At 69.6% G+C, this 18,893-nt stretch carries 21 protein-coding genes; 20 read left to right on the top strand and 1 reads right to left on the bottom strand.

Annotated elements, in window-relative coordinates; all coding sequences use genetic code 11:
* The first annotated feature begins 51 nt into the window (after positions 1-51).
* The 20 genes from ACHAA3_RS00340 (at position 52) to der (ending at position 17,958) form a co-directional block, all read left to right on the top strand.
* Positions 52-399 carry a single-stranded DNA-binding protein gene (locus ACHAA3_RS00340; RefSeq protein WP_435706936.1) on the top strand — a complete coding sequence of 116 codons (348 nt, stop codon included), beginning with the start codon at positions 52-54 and terminating at the stop codon, positions 397-399.
* A 9-nt stretch (positions 400-408) separates the two neighbouring features.
* Positions 409-1,449 carry an HAD-IIA family hydrolase gene (locus ACHAA3_RS00335; protein ID WP_435706935.1) on the top strand — a complete coding sequence of 347 codons (1,041 nt, stop codon included), beginning with the start codon at positions 409-411 and terminating at the stop codon, positions 1,447-1,449.
* Positions 1,446-1,661, top strand: a complete 216-nt coding sequence (locus tag ACHAA3_RS00330; RefSeq protein WP_435706934.1) for a hypothetical protein — start codon at positions 1,446-1,448, stop codon at positions 1,659-1,661. The genes ACHAA3_RS00335 and ACHAA3_RS00330 overlap by 4 nt, the downstream gene beginning before the upstream one ends.
* Positions 1,662-1,683: 22 nt before the next feature.
* Positions 1,684-2,547 (top strand): TlyA family RNA methyltransferase, encoded by an 864-nt coding sequence (locus ACHAA3_RS00325; RefSeq protein WP_435706933.1) that lies wholly within the window; start codon positions 1,684-1,686, stop codon positions 2,545-2,547.
* Positions 2,544-3,446: an NAD kinase gene (locus ACHAA3_RS00320; RefSeq protein ID WP_435706932.1), complete on the top strand. Its 903-nt coding sequence runs from the start codon at positions 2,544-2,546 to the stop codon at positions 3,444-3,446. Before ACHAA3_RS00325 ends, ACHAA3_RS00320 begins: the two co-directional genes overlap by 4 nt.
* Positions 3,446-5,146: a DNA repair protein RecN gene (gene recN, locus ACHAA3_RS00315; protein WP_435706931.1), complete on the top strand. Its 1,701-nt coding sequence runs from the start codon at positions 3,446-3,448 to the stop codon at positions 5,144-5,146. Before ACHAA3_RS00320 ends, recN begins: the two co-directional genes overlap by 1 nt.
* Positions 5,147-5,267: 121 nt before the next feature.
* Positions 5,268-6,437, top strand: a complete 1,170-nt coding sequence (gene steA / locus ACHAA3_RS00310; protein WP_435706930.1) for a putative cytokinetic ring protein SteA — start codon at positions 5,268-5,270, stop codon at positions 6,435-6,437.
* The gene (locus ACHAA3_RS00305) at positions 6,434-7,318 is read left to right on the top strand and encodes a copper transporter (RefSeq protein ID WP_435706929.1); all 885 of its coding nucleotides are present in this window, start codon (positions 6,434-6,436) and stop codon (positions 7,316-7,318) included. The genes steA and ACHAA3_RS00305 overlap by 4 nt, the downstream gene beginning before the upstream one ends.
* Positions 7,319-7,418: 100 nt before the next feature.
* The gene (locus tag ACHAA3_RS00300; RefSeq protein WP_435706928.1) at positions 7,419-9,083 is read left to right on the top strand and encodes a CTP synthase; all 1,665 of its coding nucleotides are present in this window, start codon (positions 7,419-7,421) and stop codon (positions 9,081-9,083) included.
* Complete coding sequence (locus tag ACHAA3_RS00295; RefSeq protein ID WP_435706927.1) at positions 9,080-9,688, top strand: NUDIX domain-containing protein; 609 nt, start codon at positions 9,080-9,082, stop codon at positions 9,686-9,688. Before ACHAA3_RS00300 ends, ACHAA3_RS00295 begins: the two co-directional genes overlap by 4 nt.
* A complete protein-coding gene (gene xerD / locus ACHAA3_RS00290) occupies positions 9,685-10,638 on the top strand; it encodes a site-specific tyrosine recombinase XerD (RefSeq protein WP_435706926.1) in 954 nt (317 codons plus the stop codon). Before ACHAA3_RS00295 ends, xerD begins: the two co-directional genes overlap by 4 nt.
* Before the next feature lie 56 nt (positions 10,639-10,694).
* Positions 10,695-11,543: a ParA family protein gene (locus ACHAA3_RS00285; protein ID WP_435706925.1), complete on the top strand. Its 849-nt coding sequence runs from the start codon at positions 10,695-10,697 to the stop codon at positions 11,541-11,543.
* A complete protein-coding gene (locus ACHAA3_RS00280; protein WP_435706924.1) occupies positions 11,528-11,890 on the top strand; it encodes a hypothetical protein in 363 nt (120 codons plus the stop codon). The genes ACHAA3_RS00285 and ACHAA3_RS00280 overlap by 16 nt, the downstream gene beginning before the upstream one ends.
* Complete coding sequence (locus tag ACHAA3_RS00275) at positions 11,887-12,753, top strand: segregation and condensation protein A (protein ID WP_435706923.1); 867 nt, start codon at positions 11,887-11,889, stop codon at positions 12,751-12,753. The genes ACHAA3_RS00280 and ACHAA3_RS00275 overlap by 4 nt, the downstream gene beginning before the upstream one ends.
* Positions 12,750-13,454 (top strand): SMC-Scp complex subunit ScpB, encoded by a 705-nt coding sequence (gene scpB / locus ACHAA3_RS00270; RefSeq protein ID WP_435706922.1) that lies wholly within the window; start codon positions 12,750-12,752, stop codon positions 13,452-13,454. Before ACHAA3_RS00275 ends, scpB begins: the two co-directional genes overlap by 4 nt.
* On the top strand, positions 13,447-14,172 hold the full coding sequence (locus tag ACHAA3_RS00265) for a pseudouridine synthase (protein ID WP_435706921.1): 726 nt from the start codon (positions 13,447-13,449) through the stop codon (positions 14,170-14,172). The genes scpB and ACHAA3_RS00265 overlap by 8 nt, the downstream gene beginning before the upstream one ends.
* Positions 14,169-15,260, top strand: a complete 1,092-nt coding sequence (locus ACHAA3_RS00260; protein WP_435706920.1) for a prephenate dehydrogenase — start codon at positions 14,169-14,171, stop codon at positions 15,258-15,260. Before ACHAA3_RS00265 ends, ACHAA3_RS00260 begins: the two co-directional genes overlap by 4 nt.
* Before the next feature lie 25 nt (positions 15,261-15,285).
* The gene (cmk, locus tag ACHAA3_RS00255; protein ID WP_435706919.1) at positions 15,286-15,960 is read left to right on the top strand and encodes a (d)CMP kinase; all 675 of its coding nucleotides are present in this window, start codon (positions 15,286-15,288) and stop codon (positions 15,958-15,960) included.
* Positions 15,957-16,640, top strand: a complete 684-nt coding sequence (locus ACHAA3_RS00250; RefSeq protein ID WP_435706918.1) for a lysophospholipid acyltransferase family protein — start codon at positions 15,957-15,959, stop codon at positions 16,638-16,640. The genes cmk and ACHAA3_RS00250 overlap by 4 nt, the downstream gene beginning before the upstream one ends.
* Positions 16,633-17,958, top strand: a complete 1,326-nt coding sequence (gene der, locus ACHAA3_RS00245) for a ribosome biogenesis GTPase Der (RefSeq protein WP_435706917.1) — start codon at positions 16,633-16,635, stop codon at positions 17,956-17,958. The genes ACHAA3_RS00250 and der overlap by 8 nt, the downstream gene beginning before the upstream one ends.
* A 13-nt stretch (positions 17,959-17,971) precedes the next feature.
* Here the strand turns inward: der and bla are convergent, their stop codons facing one another.
* Complete coding sequence (gene bla / locus ACHAA3_RS00240) at positions 17,972-18,880, bottom strand: class A beta-lactamase (protein ID WP_435706916.1); 909 nt, start codon at positions 18,878-18,880, stop codon at positions 17,972-17,974.
* Positions 18,881-18,893: the final 13 nt, after the last annotated feature.

Raw genomic sequence — 18,893 nt, 5'->3', positions numbered from 1 at the left:
GGCCGATCATCGGCGAGTTCGCCGTGCTCGACGTGCGGCGACAGTGGTTCCATGAGTGAGTCCGTGTTTCGCCACCTAAATCGTGTGGAGCTGGTCGGCCGCGTGTCGGCACTCCCACAGTCGCGTACGTTGCCCAGCGGAGACGAGGTCGTCTCGATCCGCATCATCGTCGACCGGTCCGCGGCCGCACGTCGTCGTTCCAAGCAGCTGGTCGACACCTTTGAGTGCAGTGCCTGGACTGTTCGGTTGCGGCGGCGCGTGGCTCGTCTGTCGCCCGGTGATGTCGTCCAGGTGCACGGCACGCTGCGTCGCCAGTTCTCGCGCGGTGCGGCCGGTCCGATCAGTCGTGTCACAGTTGATCTGACCTCGGTCACGACGCTTGAGTCCGCGCGTCGATAACCTCACTGCATGAGTCCTGCGACCGATCTCGACGTCTCGAGCGGACCCTTGGAGAACCAGCACGATCTCGTGATGCTCGACCTCGACGGTGTGGTGTACCTCGGGCCGCAGGTGATCGATGGTGTCGTCGACGCCTTGTCATCGGCGCGGGAGGCCGGGGCCCGACTGGCCTACCTCACCAACAACGCCTCACGACCGGCCACGGACATCGCACAGCACCTGCGCGAGCTGGACCTTCCCGCCCTGGCCGATTCCGACGTGGTGACGTCAGCCCAGGCGGTGGCGCGTCTCATGGCTGCGGACCTGCCGCAGGGGTCGGCTGTTCTCGTGATCGGTGGTCCGGGCCTTCGTCGTCCGCTGGAGGAGTGTGGGCTGCGGTGTGTGGAGTCCCTCGATGACGGGCCCGTCGCCGTGGTGCAGGGGTTCCACGCAGATCTGGGGTGGCGCGACCTGGCCGAGGCCTCGTACGCCGTGGCCACCGGGCTGCCGTGGTACGCCAGCAACACCGATCTGACCATCCCGACCCCTCGAGGAGTGGCTCCGGGCAACGGCGCCCTGGTCCAGGCCGTGGCCACCGCCACGGGCCGCCGGCCGGTGGTGGCCGGCAAGCCGGAGCGTCCACTGTTCGAAGTGACCCTCGCTCGGCTCGGCGCTGACCGTCCGCTCATGGTGGGCGATCGGCTCGACACCGACATCGACGGCGCGATCAACGCCGGCGTCGCCAGCATGGTCGTCCTGACCGGAGTCAGCACGCTCTCGGACATCTTCGCCACCCCACCCGGGCACCGGCCCGACTTCGTCAGCCACGACCTGCGTGGACTGGGCCACGAGCACGAGCCGGTGCACGTCGTCGGCGACACGGCCACCTGCGGCACAGTCACTGTCGAGGTGGACTCCGACGACGTGGTGCAGGCCCTCGACCACGCCGAACGGGACGACGACACGGGAATCCACACGACCCGGACCCTGCGCGCCGCCGTCGCGCTGGCGTGGTCGATGCGGGACGGCTCCGGCCGCGACGTCGCACCGGGTGGGACACTGGACGCATGAGTCAGTCTCCTGCGGAGGACGCGCACAGCGACCAGGGCGACGTGTCGGTGTCCACGGGTGATTCCCGCGTGGATGAGGCACTTCGGACGACCGAATCGTTGGATGACCTGGACGTCGCCGAGCACCCGGCCGCGTTCGAGCACGTGCACCGCGTGCTGCGCGACTCTCTCGCGGGCACTCCACCCACGTCGGACGAAGGGCAGCGGGAGTGACCGTGGCGCCCGGGCACCTCGCATGACCCGACGACTTCGTCTCGACGCCGAGCTGGTGCGCCGCGGGCTCGCCCGGTCGCGCGACCACGCCGCCACCTTGATCGACGACGGTCTCGTCCGCGTGGCCGGCACCCGCGCGAGCAAGGCCGCGACGGGAGTGACGACCGATCAGGCGATCGTGGTCAAGGAGTCCCACGAACCCTCCTGGGCCTCGCGCGGCGCGCACAAGCTGCTCGGCGCCCTGGAGGTCTTCGAACCCCAGGGCCTGCAGGTGGCAGGGCGCCGGTGCCTTGACGCAGGTGCCTCGACCGGTGGCTTCACCGATGTCCTGCTGAGTCGGGGGGCGGCGCAGGTCGTGGCGGTCGACGTTGGCTACGGCCAGCTGGTCTGGTCCCTGGCCAGCGACGACCGGGTGCACGTGGTGGACCGCACCAACGTCCGACACCTGACCCCGGACGACATCGACGGCACCGTGTCACTCGTGGTCAGTGACCTGTCCTTCATCTCCCTGACGGTGGTGATGGGCGCGCTGACGAGCCTGTGCGAGCCCTCGAGCACCGAGGGAACCCAGATGCTGGGCGGGGACATCGTGCTGATGGTCAAACCACAGTTCGAGGTGGGCCGCGAGCGCCTGGGCAAGAACGGAGTCGTGCGTGATCCGTCGCTGCACGCCGAGGCGGTGCACGGAGTGTGCGAGAGCGCGCAGACGTTCGGGTGGGGCACGCGAGCGTTGGCCCCGAGTCCTCTGCCGGGCCCGGCAGGCAACGTGGAGTACTTCTGCTGGTTGCGGACCGACGCGCCTGCACCCGACCCATCGGCCGCTGACGCGGTCGTCGCCGCCGGACCCCTCACCGCCGACTCACCCACGAATCGAGAGCCCGCATGAGAGCAGTGCTGATGCTGGTGCACGGCGTGCGCACCGAGGCGGCCCGCGTGGCCGTCGACTTCGCGCACGCCATCCAGTCCGAGGGCATCGAGGTCTGCGTCCTCGAGTCGGATGCTGCCGTGCTCCAGGCAGCAGGTCTGATGGGCACCCGCCAGGTCCAGACTCCACCATCGGAGTGTGAGCTCGCGGTCGTGTTCGGCGGTGATGGCACCATCTTGCGCGCGGCCGAGTCGTGCCGAGGCACCGAGATCCCGGTGCTGGGCGTCAACCTGGGCCATGTGGGTTTCCTCGCCGAGGCCAACGCCGAGGACGTCAACGCGGTGGTCCGTGGCGTCATCGATCGCACGTACACGATCGACGAGCGCCTCACCGTCGACGTCTCGGTGATGGTCGGCGGTGAGGTCGTGGCCACCAACTGGGCCCTCAACGAGGCGTCGGTGGAGAAGGCTGCTCGTGAGCGCATGCTCGAGGTGGTCGTGGAGATCGACGATCGACCTGTCTCGCGCTGGGGATGCGACGGCGTGGTCTGCGCGACGCCCACAGGCTCGACCGCGTACAACTTCAGTGCCGGCGGTCCGATCGTCTGGCCCGGTGTCTCGGCCCTGCTGATGGTGCCGATCAGCGCCCACGCGCTGTTCGCCCGCCCCATGGTGGTCTCGCCCGACTCCACGCTGGCCATCGAGATCGTGGGCCACCAGAGCACAGGTGTGCTGTGGTGCGACGGGCGCCGGGCCGCAGATCTGCCGATCGGTGCACGGGTCGAGGTCGTCCGGGGCGCCAGCGTGGTCCGCCTCGCCCGACTGAGCTCTGGGTCGTTCGCCGATCGACTGGTCCGCAAGTTCGACCTGCCTGTCGCCGGGTGGCGCGGCGGTGCCGCGAGACGAGACGAGGACCACTGATGTGGCAGCACCTGCAGCTGACCTCGCTGGGCGTCATCGACTCGGCCGAGCTCGAGCTCGAGGCTGGTTTCAGTGTCATCACCGGCGAGACCGGCGCGGGCAAGACGATGGTCGTGACGGCGCTGGGTCTGTTGCGCGGTGATCGGGCCGATCTCGGACTGGTTCGTCATGGGGCCGACCAGGCTCGGGTCGAGGCCACCATCTCGCTTCCTCCCGGGTCCACTGCTGCCACCGTGGTCGACGGTGCTGGAGGTCGGGTCGATGACGACGTCGTCATCATCGGACGCGTGCTGTCGGCGCAGGGACGATCGCGTGCGGTGGCCGGGGGAGCGACGGTGCCGGCGGCGTTGCTCGCCGAGGTCACCGACGAGCTCGTCGCCGTCCACGGACAGTCCGATCAGCACCGGCTGCTGCGCGCAGCCGAACAGCGAGCCGCTCTCGATCGGTTCGCAGGTAGTGACCTGGCCGACGCGATGTCGACCTACCAGCCCGTCCACCATCGGTGGCGCGAGGCGGGGCGACGACTCGACGAGCTGCGCAGCCATGCTCGTGAACGAGCTCGCGAGCTCGACGTCCTGCGCCACGGCGTCGACGAGGTCGCTGCGGTCGAACCCCAGGCAGACGAGGACACCGCCCTGCTCGCCGACGAGCAGCGACTCGCTCACGCCGAGGCCCTGGCCCGCGCTGCCGAGATCGCCCACGGTGCACTGGCCGGTGATTCCGACGAGGTGGGAGTCGGCGCGGCGCGCGACGTCGTCGGCAGCGCCATCTCGGCGCTGCGCGACGTCGCGGGACACGACCCCGAGCTCGACGCACTGGCAGGCCGCACCGACGAGCTGGTCATCCTGCTCGACGAGGTGGCGGCGGAGCTGTCGGTCTACGCGACGAGCATCGAGCTGGACCCCGAGCGGCTCGCCGACGTGCAGGACCGGCGAGCGCAGATCGCAGGCCTGCAACGCAAGTACGGTCCCACCCTGGACGACGTCCTGGACTGGGCGGCCACGAGCGCCAAGCGGCTGGCCGAGCTGGTCGACGACGACTCGGTGATCGAGCAGCTGCAGGCCGAGTGTGCCGAGCTCGAGCCGCAGGTGCGGCAGCAGGCCGAGGAGCTGTCGCGCCTGCGCCAGGAGGCCGCAGGTCGTCTGTCCGGCCTCGTCGACGGTGAGCTGGCCCAGCTGTCGATGCCGTCGGCCCACCTCGAGGCTCGCGTCTCCACACCCGAGGAAGCAGTGCCCGGCCCGTACGGCATCGACGATGTCGAACTGCTGTTCGCGGCCAACAGTGGTGCGGGTCTGCGGCCCCTGAACAAGGGAGCCAGCGGCGGCGAGCTGTCGCGTCTCATGCTGGCACTCGAGGTCGTCCTCGCCGATCGCTCGACCGTACCGACCCTGGTCTTCGACGAGGTCGATGCCGGAATCGGTGGTCGCGCCGCCGTCGAGGTCGGGCGCCGCCTGGCCCGTCTCGCGGAGCACGCCCAGGTCATCGCGGTCACCCACCTGCCCCAGGTCGCAGCATTTGCTCACCACCACTTCGTCGTGGACAAGGACGATGACGGTGCCGTGACGCGCAGCTCGGTGGTCCGGCTCGGTGACGGCGAGCGGGTCGACGAGCTGGCGCGGATGCTGGCGGGACAGGACGACTCGGCGAGCGCTCAGGCGCATGCGCGCGAGCTGTTGCAGCTCGCCGGACACGCGGACTGAGACGCAATAGCTGCCGACACGCCGCGCCAGCGTGGCAGAACGCCGGCCGACTCGGGGGACGATGGCCCCGATGGCCAGACTTCGTAGAAACAGCAAGCAACCCGTTGCGCCGGGAGCGTTGGTGGGACCTGTGCGGTTCGTCCGGCGGCCCAGCGAGCTCGGGGCACTGCGCTCGGGCGACATCGCCGTGGTGCAGATGCCCGATCTCAATGCACGGCAGGCTCGATCCCTGGTCGACCACGGCGTGCGGGCCGTCCTGAACATCGGGTTGTCAGCGTCCGGACGGGTGCCCAACCGCGGACCCAGCATCCTGGACTCGGCCGGCGTCGTGCTGATCGACCTGCCCAACGACGACGCGTGGTCGCGGCTGAAGAACGGCGAGACCGTCCAGCTCGACGAAGGACGGGTCCTGCGCGACGCCGAGGTCGTCCTCGAGGGCCAGCTGCTGGACGGCGATCTCAGCCGGTCGGTGCTGGCCGAGGCCGAGTCCGGTCTCGTCAACCGCCTGGACAGCCTCACCGCGAACGCCTCCGACCACATCCAGCACGAGCAGGCGATGCTGCTCGACGACGCCCGGATCCCGCACTTGCGGACGCGCGTGCGCCGCCGGCCCGCGGTCGTGGTCTCCCACGGATTCGACGACGCAGCCGACCTGGCGTCGCTGCGTCGATTCATCGCGGGCAACGATCCGGTCCTGATCGGCGCCGGGTCCGGTGCCGATGTCCTCATCGCCGCCGGCTACACACCCGACCTGCTGGTCGGTGCGGTCCAGAACCTGTCCGATCGCGCCATCCGCAGCAGCGGCGAGGTGGTCGTCACCACAGCATCGGGAACTGTCGAGGGTCACGAGCGGCTGGAGCGTCACGGCAAGGAGATCGTGACCTTCGTGTCGACCGGTTCGGACGACGACCTCGCGATCGTGCTGGCCGACACCAACGAGGCCAGCGTGATCGTGCACGTCGGTGGCCCACCGACGCTCATCGAGCTGCTCGAGCGGCCCGCAGCCGAGGCATCGCGTCTACTGGTCGCCAAGCTTCGCGCCAGCTCCAAGATCGTCGACGCGAAGGCCGTCGATCATCTGACCGTCCGCCAGATGTCCTGGTGGCCCCTGGTCCTGCTCGTCGTCGTGGGACTGGTGGCCGTCGCGGTCGCCATCACCGTGACCCCGATGGGCCAGGACTGGTTCGCACGCATCACCGACACCATCGGCCTCGGCGACACCATCAACTCGATCGGCCGTGTCGGCACCTGGAGTGCCGGCACGTCGCCTGAATGGGGAACCAACTCGTGATCAACTTTCGCTACCACGTCGTCTCCCTCGCGGCGGCTCTGCTCGCACTGGCAGCAGGCGTCGTCCTCGGGGCGGGATTCCTCGACACCACCGACAACGCGGGTGAGGACGCCGATCAGGCCGCATCCGCCGATCCGGCCGTCGAGTCGTTCGAGTCCGGGTTCGCCGGTCGCGTCGAACCCGCTCTGCTCAACGACCAGCTGGCTGACCAGACCGTCCTGATCCTCACCACGCCCGGCGCGGGGGCCGAGGACATCAGCGGCATCAGCGGTGCCGTCGAGCAGGCCGGCGGCGAGGTCGTCGGTCAGGCCGAGCTCACCTCCAAGCTGTTGGACCCGGCGGGCCGGCAGTTCGCCGAGGGCGTCGCGCAGCAGGTCGGCGAGGGCGTCGACGGCATCGACGCCGAGGGTGACAGCTACCAGCGCATCGGCGCTGCGCTGGCCCGTGCGCTGGTCTCCGACGAGGCGGCCGACGTCGATGACGACGCCACCACGCTGCGTGCCGCCTTCGTCGAGGGCGACCTGATCACGCTGGAGGGTGAGCCGTCCGCCCGCGCCACGTTGACCGTGGTCGTCACGGGTCCACGCAGCTCGACGTCTGAGGACCAGGGCGTCAGCCTGGCGGGCATCACCGCAGCCCTGGACACCGCGAGCTCGGGCGTCCTCGTGGCCGGGCCCGCCTCGGCCTCACGCCCGGGCGGCTTCGTCGCCGCACTCCGTGGCGACGACCTGGCCGGCACCGTGTCGACCCTTGACGTGTCCGACTCCCCGGCAGGGCGGATCGTGGCCGCGCTCGCCCTGGCCCAGGAGGCTGGCGGCGACGCGGGCGCCTGGGGAACCTCGCGCAGTGCCGACGGCGCGGTCCCCAGTGACGACTCCTGATCACTCGGCCCGAGCAGCACGGTAGGTTGGAGTTCCGTGGAGCACGACACGGCGAACAGATCGCCGGCAGCCACATCGGCCTTCGACCACGGGAGTCATCTTGGCAGGTAGCGCGGTTACCAAACACGTCTTCGTCACGGGCGGCGTCGCATCGTCGCTGGGCAAGGGGCTGACGGCGTCGAGCCTCGGTCGGTTGCTCAAGTCGCGCGGGCTGCGGGTCACGATGCAGAAGCTGGACCCGTACCTCAACGTCGATCCCGGGACGATGAATCCGTTCCAGCACGGCGAGGTGTTCGTCACCAACGACGGCGCCGAGACCGATCTCGACATCGGCCACTACGAACGGTTCCTCGACGAGGATCTGGTCGGACGAGCCAACGTCACCACCGGCCAGGTGTACTCCGAGGTGATCGCCCGTGAGCGCCGCGGCGACTACCTGGGAGACACCGTCCAGGTGATCCCGCACATCACCAACGAGATCAAGGACCGGATGGTCTCGATGGGTGGACCCGACGTCGACGTCGTGATCCACGAGATCGGCGGCACGGTCGGCGACATCGAGAGCCAGCCGTTCCTGGAGTCGGCGCGTCAGGTGCGTCACGAGATCGGCCGCGGTCACGTCTTCTTCCTGCACGTCTCGCTCGTGCCCTACATCGGCCCGTCCGGCGAGCTCAAGACCAAGCCCACCCAGCACTCGGTGGCAGCGCTGCGGTCGATCGGCATCCAGCCCGACGCCATCGTGTGCCGGTCCGATCGAGAGATCCCCGAGAACGTCAAGCGCAAGATCTCCCTGATGTGCGACGTCGAGCCCGAGGCGGTCGTGACCGCGACCGACGCCCCGTCGATCTACGACATCCCCAAGGTCCTGCACAGCGAGGGCCTCGACGCCTATGTGGTGCGCCGACTCGATCTGCCGTTCCGCGACGTCGACTGGACCGAGTGGGATGCGCTCCTGCGTCGGGTCCACCAGCCGGCCGAGAACATCACGATCGCCCTGGTGGGCAAGTACGTCGATCTGCCTGACGCCTACCTCTCGGTGGCCGAGGCGCTGCGTGCCGGTGGCTTCGCCCACGACGCCCGCATCACGCTGCAGTGGGTGCCGTCCGACGAGTGCGCCACCGAGGCGGGGGCCGCTGCGTACCTGGGCGACGTCGACGGCATCTGCGTGCCCGGCGGGTTCGGCGTGCGCGGCATCGAGGGCAAGGTCGGGGCCCTGCGGTACGCCCGCGAGCAGGGCATCCCGGTGCTTGGTCTGTGTCTCGGCCTGCAGTGCATGGTCATCGAGTACGCCCGGCACGTCGCCGGCATCGAAGGAGCGAGCTCGTCGGAGTTCGACCCCACGGCCTCGGACCCGGTCATCGCGACGATGGCCGAGCAGCTCGACATCGTCGATGGGGCCGGTGACCTGGGTGGCACCATGCGACTCGGCCTCTACCCGGCCTCGCTCACCACCGGCAGCATCGTGGCCGAGCTGTACGGCGCGGACAAGGTGCAGGAACGTCACCGGCACCGCTACGAGGTCAACAACGCCTACCGGGAGCGGATCGAGTCCGCCGGACTCGTCTTCAGCGGCACCTCGCCGGACGCTCAGCTCGTCGAGTTCGTCGAGCTGCCGCGCGACGTGCACCCGTTCTACGTCGCGACGCAGGCGCACCCCGAGCTGCGGTCGCGACCCACCGCTCCGCACCCGCTGTTCGCCGGACTCGCGGCGGCCGCGATCGATCGTCAGCGCCAGACGCGGCTTCCCGTCGACGACCCGGCATGACCGAGCACCCCCGGCTGCCGGGACGGATCGTCGAGACCGAGATCCTCACCGACGAGGCTGCTGCCTGGCCGGTGGCCTCGACCGAGGTCGTCTACGACAGCGACTACCTCAGCGTCACCGTCGACACGGTCGCCGATCCCGGGGGAGCCGAACACCTGCGAGCCGTGGTGCGGCCGCATGGCGCCGTGGGAGTCGTGGCGCTCGACGAGGACGATCGGCTGCTGCTGATCGCGCAGTACCGCCATCCGGTGGGGCGTCGTCTGCTCGAGATCCCCGCAGGCACGCTCGACGTCGTCGGCGAACCACCCCTCGTTGCCGCCGCGCGAGAGCTGGCCGAGGAGGCCGACGTCACGGCAGCGACGTGGTCGCACGAGCTGACGCTGTTCGCGTCTCCCGGTTATTCCTCGGAGCAGTGGGACCTCTACGTGGCCACGGACCTGTCGCCGGTACCGCTCGACGACCGCACGGAGCGGCACGCCGAGGAGGCCGACATGGCGCACTGGTGGATGCCCTTCGCCGACGCGGTGGCTGCGGTGCTCGACGGTCGCATCACCGACTCCATGGCTGTCGCGGCCATCCTCGGAGTGCACGCCCGACGCACGTGACGGGGACCGAGCGCGCTGTCCAGGACTACCTCAGCCACCTCGCCGTGGAGCGCGGGCTGGCCGAGAACACGTTGCGCTCGTACCGCCGCGATCTGCGGCGCTATCTCCAATTTCTGCACGCGCACGACATCATCGAGCCGGAGGCCGTCGGAGAGCAGGACGTGGCGGCCTTCCTCGGTGCCCTGCGCACCGGCGACGAGGACCATGTGCCGCTCGGTACCGCGAGTGCCGCTCGTGCCGTGGTCGCGGTTCGGGGCCTGCACCGGTTCCTGCTGAGGGAGCAGGTGCTCACGACCGACGTGACCACGGCGGTCAAGCCGCCGCGACCACCGTCGCGACTGCCCAAGGCATTGACGGTCGAGCAGGTCGAGTCGATCCTGGAGGCTGCGGCCGGGCCGGGGACCACGCTGTCGGCGCGCGACCAGACCCTGCTCGAGGTGCTCTACGGCACCGGCGCCCGCATCTCCGAGGCGGTCGGGCTCGACATCGACGACCTCGATCTCGGGGAGGTCTCCGGCGCGGGTGTCGAGCAGGGCTCCGTGCTCCTGCGCGGCAAGGGGGGCAAGCAACGCATCGTGCCCCTCGGCTCGTACGCCTCGGCCGCGGTGCGTGACTACCTGACCGCCTCGCGACCTGCGCTGGTCACCGCATCGGGTTCCGGCTCAGGAGCGGCGTTGTTCCTGAACGCCCGAGGCGGTCGTCTGTCCCGCCAGAGCGCGTGGACCGTCCTGAATCGTGCCGCCAGCCGGGCCGGAGTCACCTCTGACGTGTCGCCGCACACCTTGCGACACTCCTTCGCCACCCATCTGCTCGATGGGGGAGCAGACGTCCGTGTGGTCCAGGAGCTGCTGGGACACGCATCGGTCACCACGACCCAGATCTACACCCTGGTCACGGTGGAGAAGCTGCGCGAGATCTACGCGACCGCCCACCCGCGCGCGTCACGGTGACGGGCGCGCCGGACGGTATGCTCAATATCGACAAATCGTCTACGTCAGGGGAGCAGATGGACCTCACGACAGGGCCCACGGGCCGGTCGACACCACACTTCCCCGATCCCGCGCCGCGTGCGCCGGGAGCGCCGGCGGTCATCATCGCCATGTGCAACCAGAAGGGTGGCGTGGGCAAGACCACGACCACGATCAGCCTCGGTGCGGCACTGGTCGAAGCTGGTCGACGGGTGCTGCTGGTCGACTTCGACCCGCAGGGGTCCCTGACCGTCGGTCTGGGCTTCAACGCCCACGATCTCGACCAGAGCATCTATCACGCCCTGATCGATCGCGAGATCGGTGTCAAGGACCTGGTCATGTCCACGTCGGTCAAGGGACTCGATCTGGTGCCGGCCAATATTGACCTGTCCGCCGCCGAGATGCGCCTCGTGACCGAGGTGGGCCGAGAACAGGCATTGGCGCGGGTGCTCAAGCCCGTGCGGTTCGACTACGACGTCATCTTGATCGACTGCCAGCCCTCGCTCGGGCTGCTCGCGGTCAACGCGCTCACCGCGGCGCACGGGGTGATCATCCCACTGGAGTGCGAGTACTTCGCCCTGCGGGGGGTGGCGCTGCTGAAGGACACCATCGAGCGGGTGCGTGAGCGCACCAACGACGAGCTGTCCATCATCGGTCTGCTCGGCACGATGTACGACAGTCGCACGCTGCACGGCAAGGAAGTGCTGCAGTCCCTGGTCGAGGGCTGGGGCGACCTCGTCTTCCACACCGTCATCCGCCGCACCGTGAAGTTCTCCGACGCGACGGTCGCCGGCGAGCCGATCACCGTGTACGCGCCGAACTCACCGGGCGCTGCGTCCTACCGTGAGCTGACCCGAGAGGTGCTGTCGCGATGCCCCGACGCGTGAGCATGCCCGGCGCCGACGAGCTCTTCCGTGCCACCGCCCGCGAGGGACTGACCGACGCCCCCGCGGCGGAGGCAGCGACGACAGATGACGCGACACGGCGACTGCGGCCGGTCGATCGCGACTCCTCCACCGAGAGCGGTCGGGTCAAGCACGACGAGAAGATGACGATCTACGTCACGGCCGACGAGCTCCTCGCCGTGGAGCACGCGCGCCTGCAGCTGCGCGTCGCGCTGGGCCGCACGGTCGATCGCGGCCGATTCGTGCGGGCTGCGGTGGCGTTGGCGCTGGCGGACCTCGAGGAGCACGGCGTCGACAGCCAGGTGGCTCGGCGGTTGAGCGAGACGTGACCGTCACCGCCGCTGACCAGAGCGGGTCGGCGGGCTTCTCGGTCAACCTCGCCAACTTCGAGGGACCGTTCGACCTGCTCCTGCAGCTGATCTCCAAGCACGAGCTGGACATCACCGAGGTGGCTCTGTCCTCAGTGACCACCGAGTTCATCGCCTACGTGCGCGGACTCGACGACGATCTGGACCAGACCACGAACTTCCTTCTCGTCGCCTCGACCCTCCTGGACCTGAAGGCCTCTCGCCTGCTGCCCCAGGCCGCCGTGGAGGACGAGGAGGATCTCGCGCTGCTGGAGGCGCGTGACCTGTTGTTCGCGCGGCTCATGCAGTACCGCGCGTTCAAGCAGGTGGCGGCCACCTTCGGTGCGCGGCTCGAGGCCGAGGCGCGCCGCCACCCGCGGATCGCTCAGCTCGAGCCGCGATTCGCCGAGCTGCTGCCCGAGGTCATCATCTCGGCCGGACCGGATGAGCTGGCCCGCCTCGCGGCGGCCGCCTTCGCTGACAAGCCGGTCCCCATGGTGTCGTTGGCCCATCTGCACGCACCTCAGGTCAGCGTGCGCGAGCAGGCCCACCTCGTGGTCGATCGGCTGCGCCGCAACGGCGAGATGTCGTTCCGCGCCCTGACGGCGGACGCTCCCGACCTGATGACGCGCGTTGCACGCTTCCTGTCCCTGCTCGAGCTGTTCCGCGAGGGCGCCCTGTCCTTCGAGCAGGCCACGCCGCTGGGTGATCTCCTGGTGCGCTGGACCGGTTCAGAAGCGGGCGATCTCGATGTGGGCGATGAGTTCGATGCGCCCCCCGGCGAGCTTCCCGTGGACGAGATCCCCGTGGACGAGCCACCCACCGTCGAGGAGCCCGATCAATGAGCAATTCCGAGAACCACGATCCCCAGCAGGTGCCGACCGGCCCGCACGAGCTCGAGCTGGAGATCCTCGAGCTTCGCCCGGCGCTGGAGGCTGTGCTGATGGTCGCCGACCAGCCCTTGGATCACCTCACCCTGGCGCAGGCCGTGGGACATCCTCCTGCAGAGGTCGAACGAGCTTTGGCCGACCTGTCCGCCGAGTACCTCCAGCAGGGGCGCGGTTTCGATCTGCGTCCGGTCGCCGGTGGCTGGCGGTTCTTCTCCCGGGCGGAGTTCGCCTCGGCGGTCGAGCGCTTCATCCTCGAGGGACAGCAGGCTCGACTGACGCAGGCCGCGCTGGAGACCGTGGCAGTGGTGGCCTATCGCCAGCCGATCAGCCGCTCGCGGATCTCGGCGATCCGAGGCGTCAACGTCGACGGAGTGGTCCGCACGCTGGTGACCCGCGGCCTGATCGAGGAGCACGGCACCGACGCCGAGAGCGGCGCGCTGCTGTACCGCACCACGTCGTACTTCCTGGAGCGGATGGGCCTGGGCGGCATCGACGAGCTGCCCGCCCTGGCGCCCCTGCTCCCCGAGGTCGACGACCCCGACGCGTACGGTTCTGATGAGTTCGCGCACGCCGCCCCGACCCCAGACGGTGACACCCCAGACGGTGACACCCCAGACCGTGACCCCCCAGATGCAGAGAGTGACGACGATGCCTGAGATCCGTCTGCAGAAGGTGCTCGCGGCGGCCGGTGTCGCCAGTCGTCGTCGGTGCGAGCAGCTCATGGCGGACGGTCGGGTGGAGGTCGACGGCGAGATCGCGACCGAGATGGGGGTGCGCGTCGATCCGGCGGTCGCCGTGATCCGGGTGGACGGTGCACGGCTCCCACCGCCCAGCGACCACGCCTACGTGGTGCTCAACAAGCCCACGGGCGTGGTGTCGACGATGTCGGACGAGAACGGCCGGCCCGACTTGTCGGGGGTGCTCGAGCGACGCACCGATCGGCTGTTCCACGTCGGACGACTCGACACCGACACGTCCGGACTGCTGCTGCTGACCAACGACGGAGAGCTGGCCCACCACCTGGCCCACCCGTCGTTCGAGATCTCCAAGACCTACGTGGCCCTCGTCGAGGGTGCTGTCTCCGACCGGGTCGCGACCCAGCTGCGTGCGGGCATCACCCTCGACGACGGACCGGCGCGCGTCGACCGTTTCGAGGTCAAGAGTCGCGGCCGCGGGCGCTCGATGATCGAGATGGACATCCACATGGGACGCAATCGGATCGTGCGCCGCATCCTGGACCACGTGGGCCATCCGGTGGTCGAGCTGACGCGCACCTCGTTCGGGCCGCTGCGACTCGGGGGCCTGGGCGTCGGACAGCTGCGCGACCTGTCGCGCGGCGAGCTGGGCGAGCTCTTGGACAGCGTGACGCCGTGACGCTTCCTCCTGCTCCTGTGCTGGTCATCGGCTGCGGCCTGATCGGCACGTCGGTGGCGCTCGCGCTGGCCGCGCACGGCACGGAGGTGTTGCTCGATGACACCTCCGACGCCCATCTGGCCGAGGCGGTCTCGCAGGGTGCTGGGGTCGGGCTGTCGTCGGACGACGAGCCGCGCTTCGTCGTGGTGGCCGTGCCGCCTGTGCACGCGGGAGCGGTGGTCGTCGAGGCGCTGCATCGCTGGCCGCAGGCCCTGGTCACCGATGTCACGAGTGTGAAGTCCCGCATCCAGGACGCCATCGTCGAGCAGTCGCATGCAGTCCCGACCGGTGCCGGCCGGTACGCCGGCGGCCACCCCATGGCCGGCAGCGAGCTCTCGGGCCCGGGGGCAGCCAACGCCCAGCTGTTCGAGGGGCGGCCGTGGGCGGTGACGCCCACGGCAGCCACCCGGCCCGAGGCACTCGACGCGGTGGTCGATCTCGCGCTCCAGGTCGGTGCTGTGCCCATCATCATGAACGCCAGTGCCCACGACCGTGCCGTCGCCGTCGTCTCGCACGTGCCGCAGGTGATGGCCACCCTGACGGCGGCTCGGCTCAACGACGCCCCCGACAACCACCTGGCTCTCTCGGGGGCCGGGCTGCGTGACGTCACCCGCATCGCGGGCAGCGACATGGCGTTGTGGCGCCAGATCCTCGGTGACAACGCTGCCGACGTGCGGTCGGTGCTGGCAGAGGTGCGCGCTGACCTCGACCGGGTCATCGGAGTGCTCGAGACGGGCGACGACGCCCAGCTCGACGCGGTGCTGGGAGAGGTGCTCGAGTCCGGCCGCCGGGGGACCCAGCTGATCCCGGGCAAGCACGGCAGTGCACCGTCACGCCTCGACAGCGTCTTCGTGCAGCTCGCCGACCGCCCGGGCGAGCTGTCCAGGCTCATGGCGCACACCGGCGAAGCGGGGGTCAACATCGAGGATCTGCGCCTCGATCACGATCTCGGTCGACCCGTCGGCCTGGCCGAGATTTCGGTCGCCCCGGGGCTCGGTGAGACACTGGTGGAGGCGTTGACGTCACGTGGATGGACCGCGTACCGCTGAACCGTGTCAGGAGCTGGAGCACACCGTGAGCACGTCTAGGGTCGTCGCGATCGATGGACCGTCAGGATCGGGCAAGTCGAGCACGTCCAGAGCAGTCGCGGCTCGACTCGGACTGGCATACCTGGACACCGGGGCCATGTATCGCGCCATGACGTGGGCCCTCCTGCAGGCGAAGGTCGATGTCACCGACGCGGAGGCCGTCGCGACAGCAGCTCACACCGTCACCCTGGCCTCGGGAACAGACCCCGCGAGTCCCACCATCTACGTCGATGGCCAGGACGTCTCCGTGCCGATCCGCGGTGAAGAGGTCACGGCAGCGGTCAGCCCCGTGGCGACCGTCCCGGCCGTGCGCCACCTGCTGGTCGCCCGGCAGCGCGACATCATCGCCGGCAGTGACGGCATCGTGGTCGAAGGTCGCGACATCGGCAGCGTCGTCGTGCCGGACGCTGCGGTGAAGATCTACCTCGTCGCCGATCCCGGAGCACGGGCCGTTCGCAGGGCCGCCGAGACGGGTGCCACCGACGCCAGCGCCACCGAGCGGTCCTTGGTCCGACGCGACCAGATCGACTCCACCCGAGCGACCTCACCGCTCCTGAAGGCCACGGGCGCCGTCCAGATCGACAGCACCCACCTGAGCCTCGACGACGTCGTCCAGGCCATCGTCGACATCGCCCACGCATCACTCGAGGCGGCTCGATGAGCCGCGGACTGTCCGAGGTGGGACTCGCCACCGCGCGCGCCACGCTGGGGCCGCTGTTCCTGCGCCGTTGGGACATCCAGCTGCACGACGAGCAGCACGTTCCGGGCCAGGGGCGGGTCATCATCGCCGCCAACCACCTGGGCTGGGCCGACGGACCGGCGCTGGTCGGCCGGTCGCCTCGACCCCTGCACATGATGGTCAAGGAGGAGGAGTTCGCCGGAGGCCACCGTCACCTGCTGCGCGCTCTCGCGCAGATCAAGGTGGCGCGCAACAGGGTCGACTCCGGCGCGATTCGTCGAGCCGTGCGCGCCCTGGAGGCCGACCAGGCGGTCGGCATCTTCCCCGAAGGACTTCGCGGCGACGGCGAGCTGAGCACCATCAAGTCCGGCGTCGCCTACCTGGCCCTGGCCACAGGTGCGCCGATCGTGCCGTTGGCGATCTTCGGCACCCGCGAGCGCGACGAGGACTCGTCGTCGCGTCCGGCGGCCGGGGCACGGATCGACCTCGTGTTCGGCGCGCCGATCCAGCTCGACGCCGCGCCGTGGCCTCGCACACCCGATCGACTCGGTGCAGCCACCGACACGATCCACGCACACCTCACTGACCACCTGGCCCGGGCCAAGACGGCCGTCGGCCGTGAGCTTCCCGGTCCTCTTCCGGCGGGAGCCTGGGATGTCTGAACACCAACCTGTCCTGGCGGTCATCGGCCGCCCCAACGTCGGCAAGTCGACGCTGGTCAACCGCATCATCGGTCGCCGCGAAGCCGTGGTCGAGGACGTCCCGGGCGTGACCCGCGACCGCGTCTCCTACGAGGCGGTCTGGAACGGACGCACCTTCACGGTCGTCGACACCGGCGGCTGGGACCCCAATGCCAAGGGCATGGCCGAGCGGATCGCCGCGCAGGCCGAGATCGCCATCCAGATCGCTGACGCGGTCCTGTTCGTGGTCGATGCCACGGTGGGCATCACCGACGTCGACGAGAAGGTCGTGCGCATCCTTCGCGCGGCCAACAAGCCGGTCGTGCTCGCAGCCAACAAGGTCGACGACCAGCGCGGCGAGGCGCAGGCCGCCACGTTGTGGAACCTGGGACTGGGCGAGCCGATCCCTGTCTCGGCGTTGCACGGACGAGGCAGCGGCGACATGCTCGACTCGATCCTCGAGGCCCTGCCCGACGCGCCTCCCGAGGACTGGGAGCCCGAGCTGGGGCCCCGACGGGTCGCGATCGTCGGCAAGCCCAATGTCGGCAAGTCCAGCCTGCTGAACCGGTTGGCCGGCGAGGAGCGGGTCGTGGTCGACGACGCGTCCGGCACCACCGTCGACCCGGTCGACGAGATCGTCGAGCTGGGCGGCCGGATCTGGACCTTCATCGACACGGCCGGAATCCGGCGTCGCGTGCGCGACGCATCGGGCCACGAGTACTACGCGAGTCTTCGCACCTCATCGGCGATCGAGCGCGCCGAAGTTGGCGTGCTGATCATCGACGCCAGCGTCCCGCTGACCGAGCAGGACCTGCGCATCGTGTCCTCGGTGTCCGAGACCGGTCGCGCGCTGGTCATCGCGTTCAACAAGTGGGACCTGGTCGATGAGGAGCGCCGCTACTACCTCGATCGTGAGATCGAGCGCGAGCTGGTGCAGGTACAGTGGGCGCCGCGCATCAACATCACTGCCCGCACCGGATGGCACGTCGACCGGCTCGTCAAGGCTCTCGACGCGTCGCTGGAGGGCTGGGAGACCCGCGTACCCACGGGTGCGCTCAACGCCTTCCTGGGTCGTCTGGTCGCCGAGCACCCGCACCCGGTGCGCGGCGGCAAGCAGCCCAAGATCATGTTCGGCACCCAGGCCAGCACCGCGCCCCCGACCTTCGTGCTGTTCACCTCCGGCAAGCTCGAGGCGTCCTACATGCGCTACATCGAACGTCGCCTGCGCGAGACGTTCGGGTTCGTCGGTTCTCCGATCCACCTGACGCAGAGGCCGCGCGAGAAGCGCAAGCGCCGCTGAGAGTTCTCGAGGGTCAGCGCAGCTCGTCGAGCACCACCGCGGCGGCGCGGGCCACGAGCTCGTCGTCGTATTCGGCCGCTGGGTCTGTCCTGGTGGTGAGAACGGTGATGATGATGGGGTCCCTGCGTGGAGGCGTGACGACGGCGACGTCGTTGCGCATCGCGCCAGCTCCTCCGGACTTGTCGGCGACGACCCAGCCTGTCGGCGCTCCCGCTCGGACGAGGGTGTCGCCGGTGGCGTTGTCGCTCATCCAGTCGAGCAGGGTGGCGCGGTCGCGATCCTCCAGCACCGAACCGTCGAGATAGGCCTCCAGGTTCGCAGTGAAGGCTGCAGGCGTCGTGGTGTCGTCGGTCGATCCCGGATCGACGTCGTTGAGATCGGGTTCTGTGTTGACGACCTCCGTCGTGTCGTCGCCGATCCGCTCCAGGGCGGCGTCGAGGCCTGCGGGGCCACCGATGCGTTCGAGGATCAGGTTGGTCGCGGTGTTGTCACTGTCCCGCACGGCCGCCTCGGCCAGCTGGTCGAGCGGGAGCCCCTCCTCGGTGTTGTCCGCCGTGACCGGTGAGTACCCGGCCGCGGTCACGTCCTCGCCGCTCCAGCGAACCGTCTCCGTGCGATCGCCCGGGGCCACCACGCGCAGGAACTCGGCCGCGATGAACACCTTCAGGCTCGATGCGTAGCCGAAGCGGGTGTCCGGTCGGTACTCGAAGGTGGTGTCGTCGCCGGTGTCGACGGCGACGACGCCGACCCGGGCATCGAACCGGGTCTCCAGCGACTGGAGCGCATCGATCGCAGCCGATGCCCCCGTGCTCGAGGTCGGCTCGGCCGTGGGTGTCGCGGGCGTGGAGGTCGTGCACGCCGCCGTGGTGAGCGCCAGGACTGCGACGAGCCAGGTCAGGATGAAGCGTCGTCGACCGTGCATGGACGAAATTCTT

The organism is Aeromicrobium sp. CF3.5 (assembly GCF_051262695.1).
GTDB lineage: Bacteria > Actinomycetota > Actinomycetes > Propionibacteriales > Nocardioidaceae > Aeromicrobium.
Note: the sequence above shows the minus strand (reverse complement) of the source record. Positions and strands in the feature narration are given on the sequence as shown.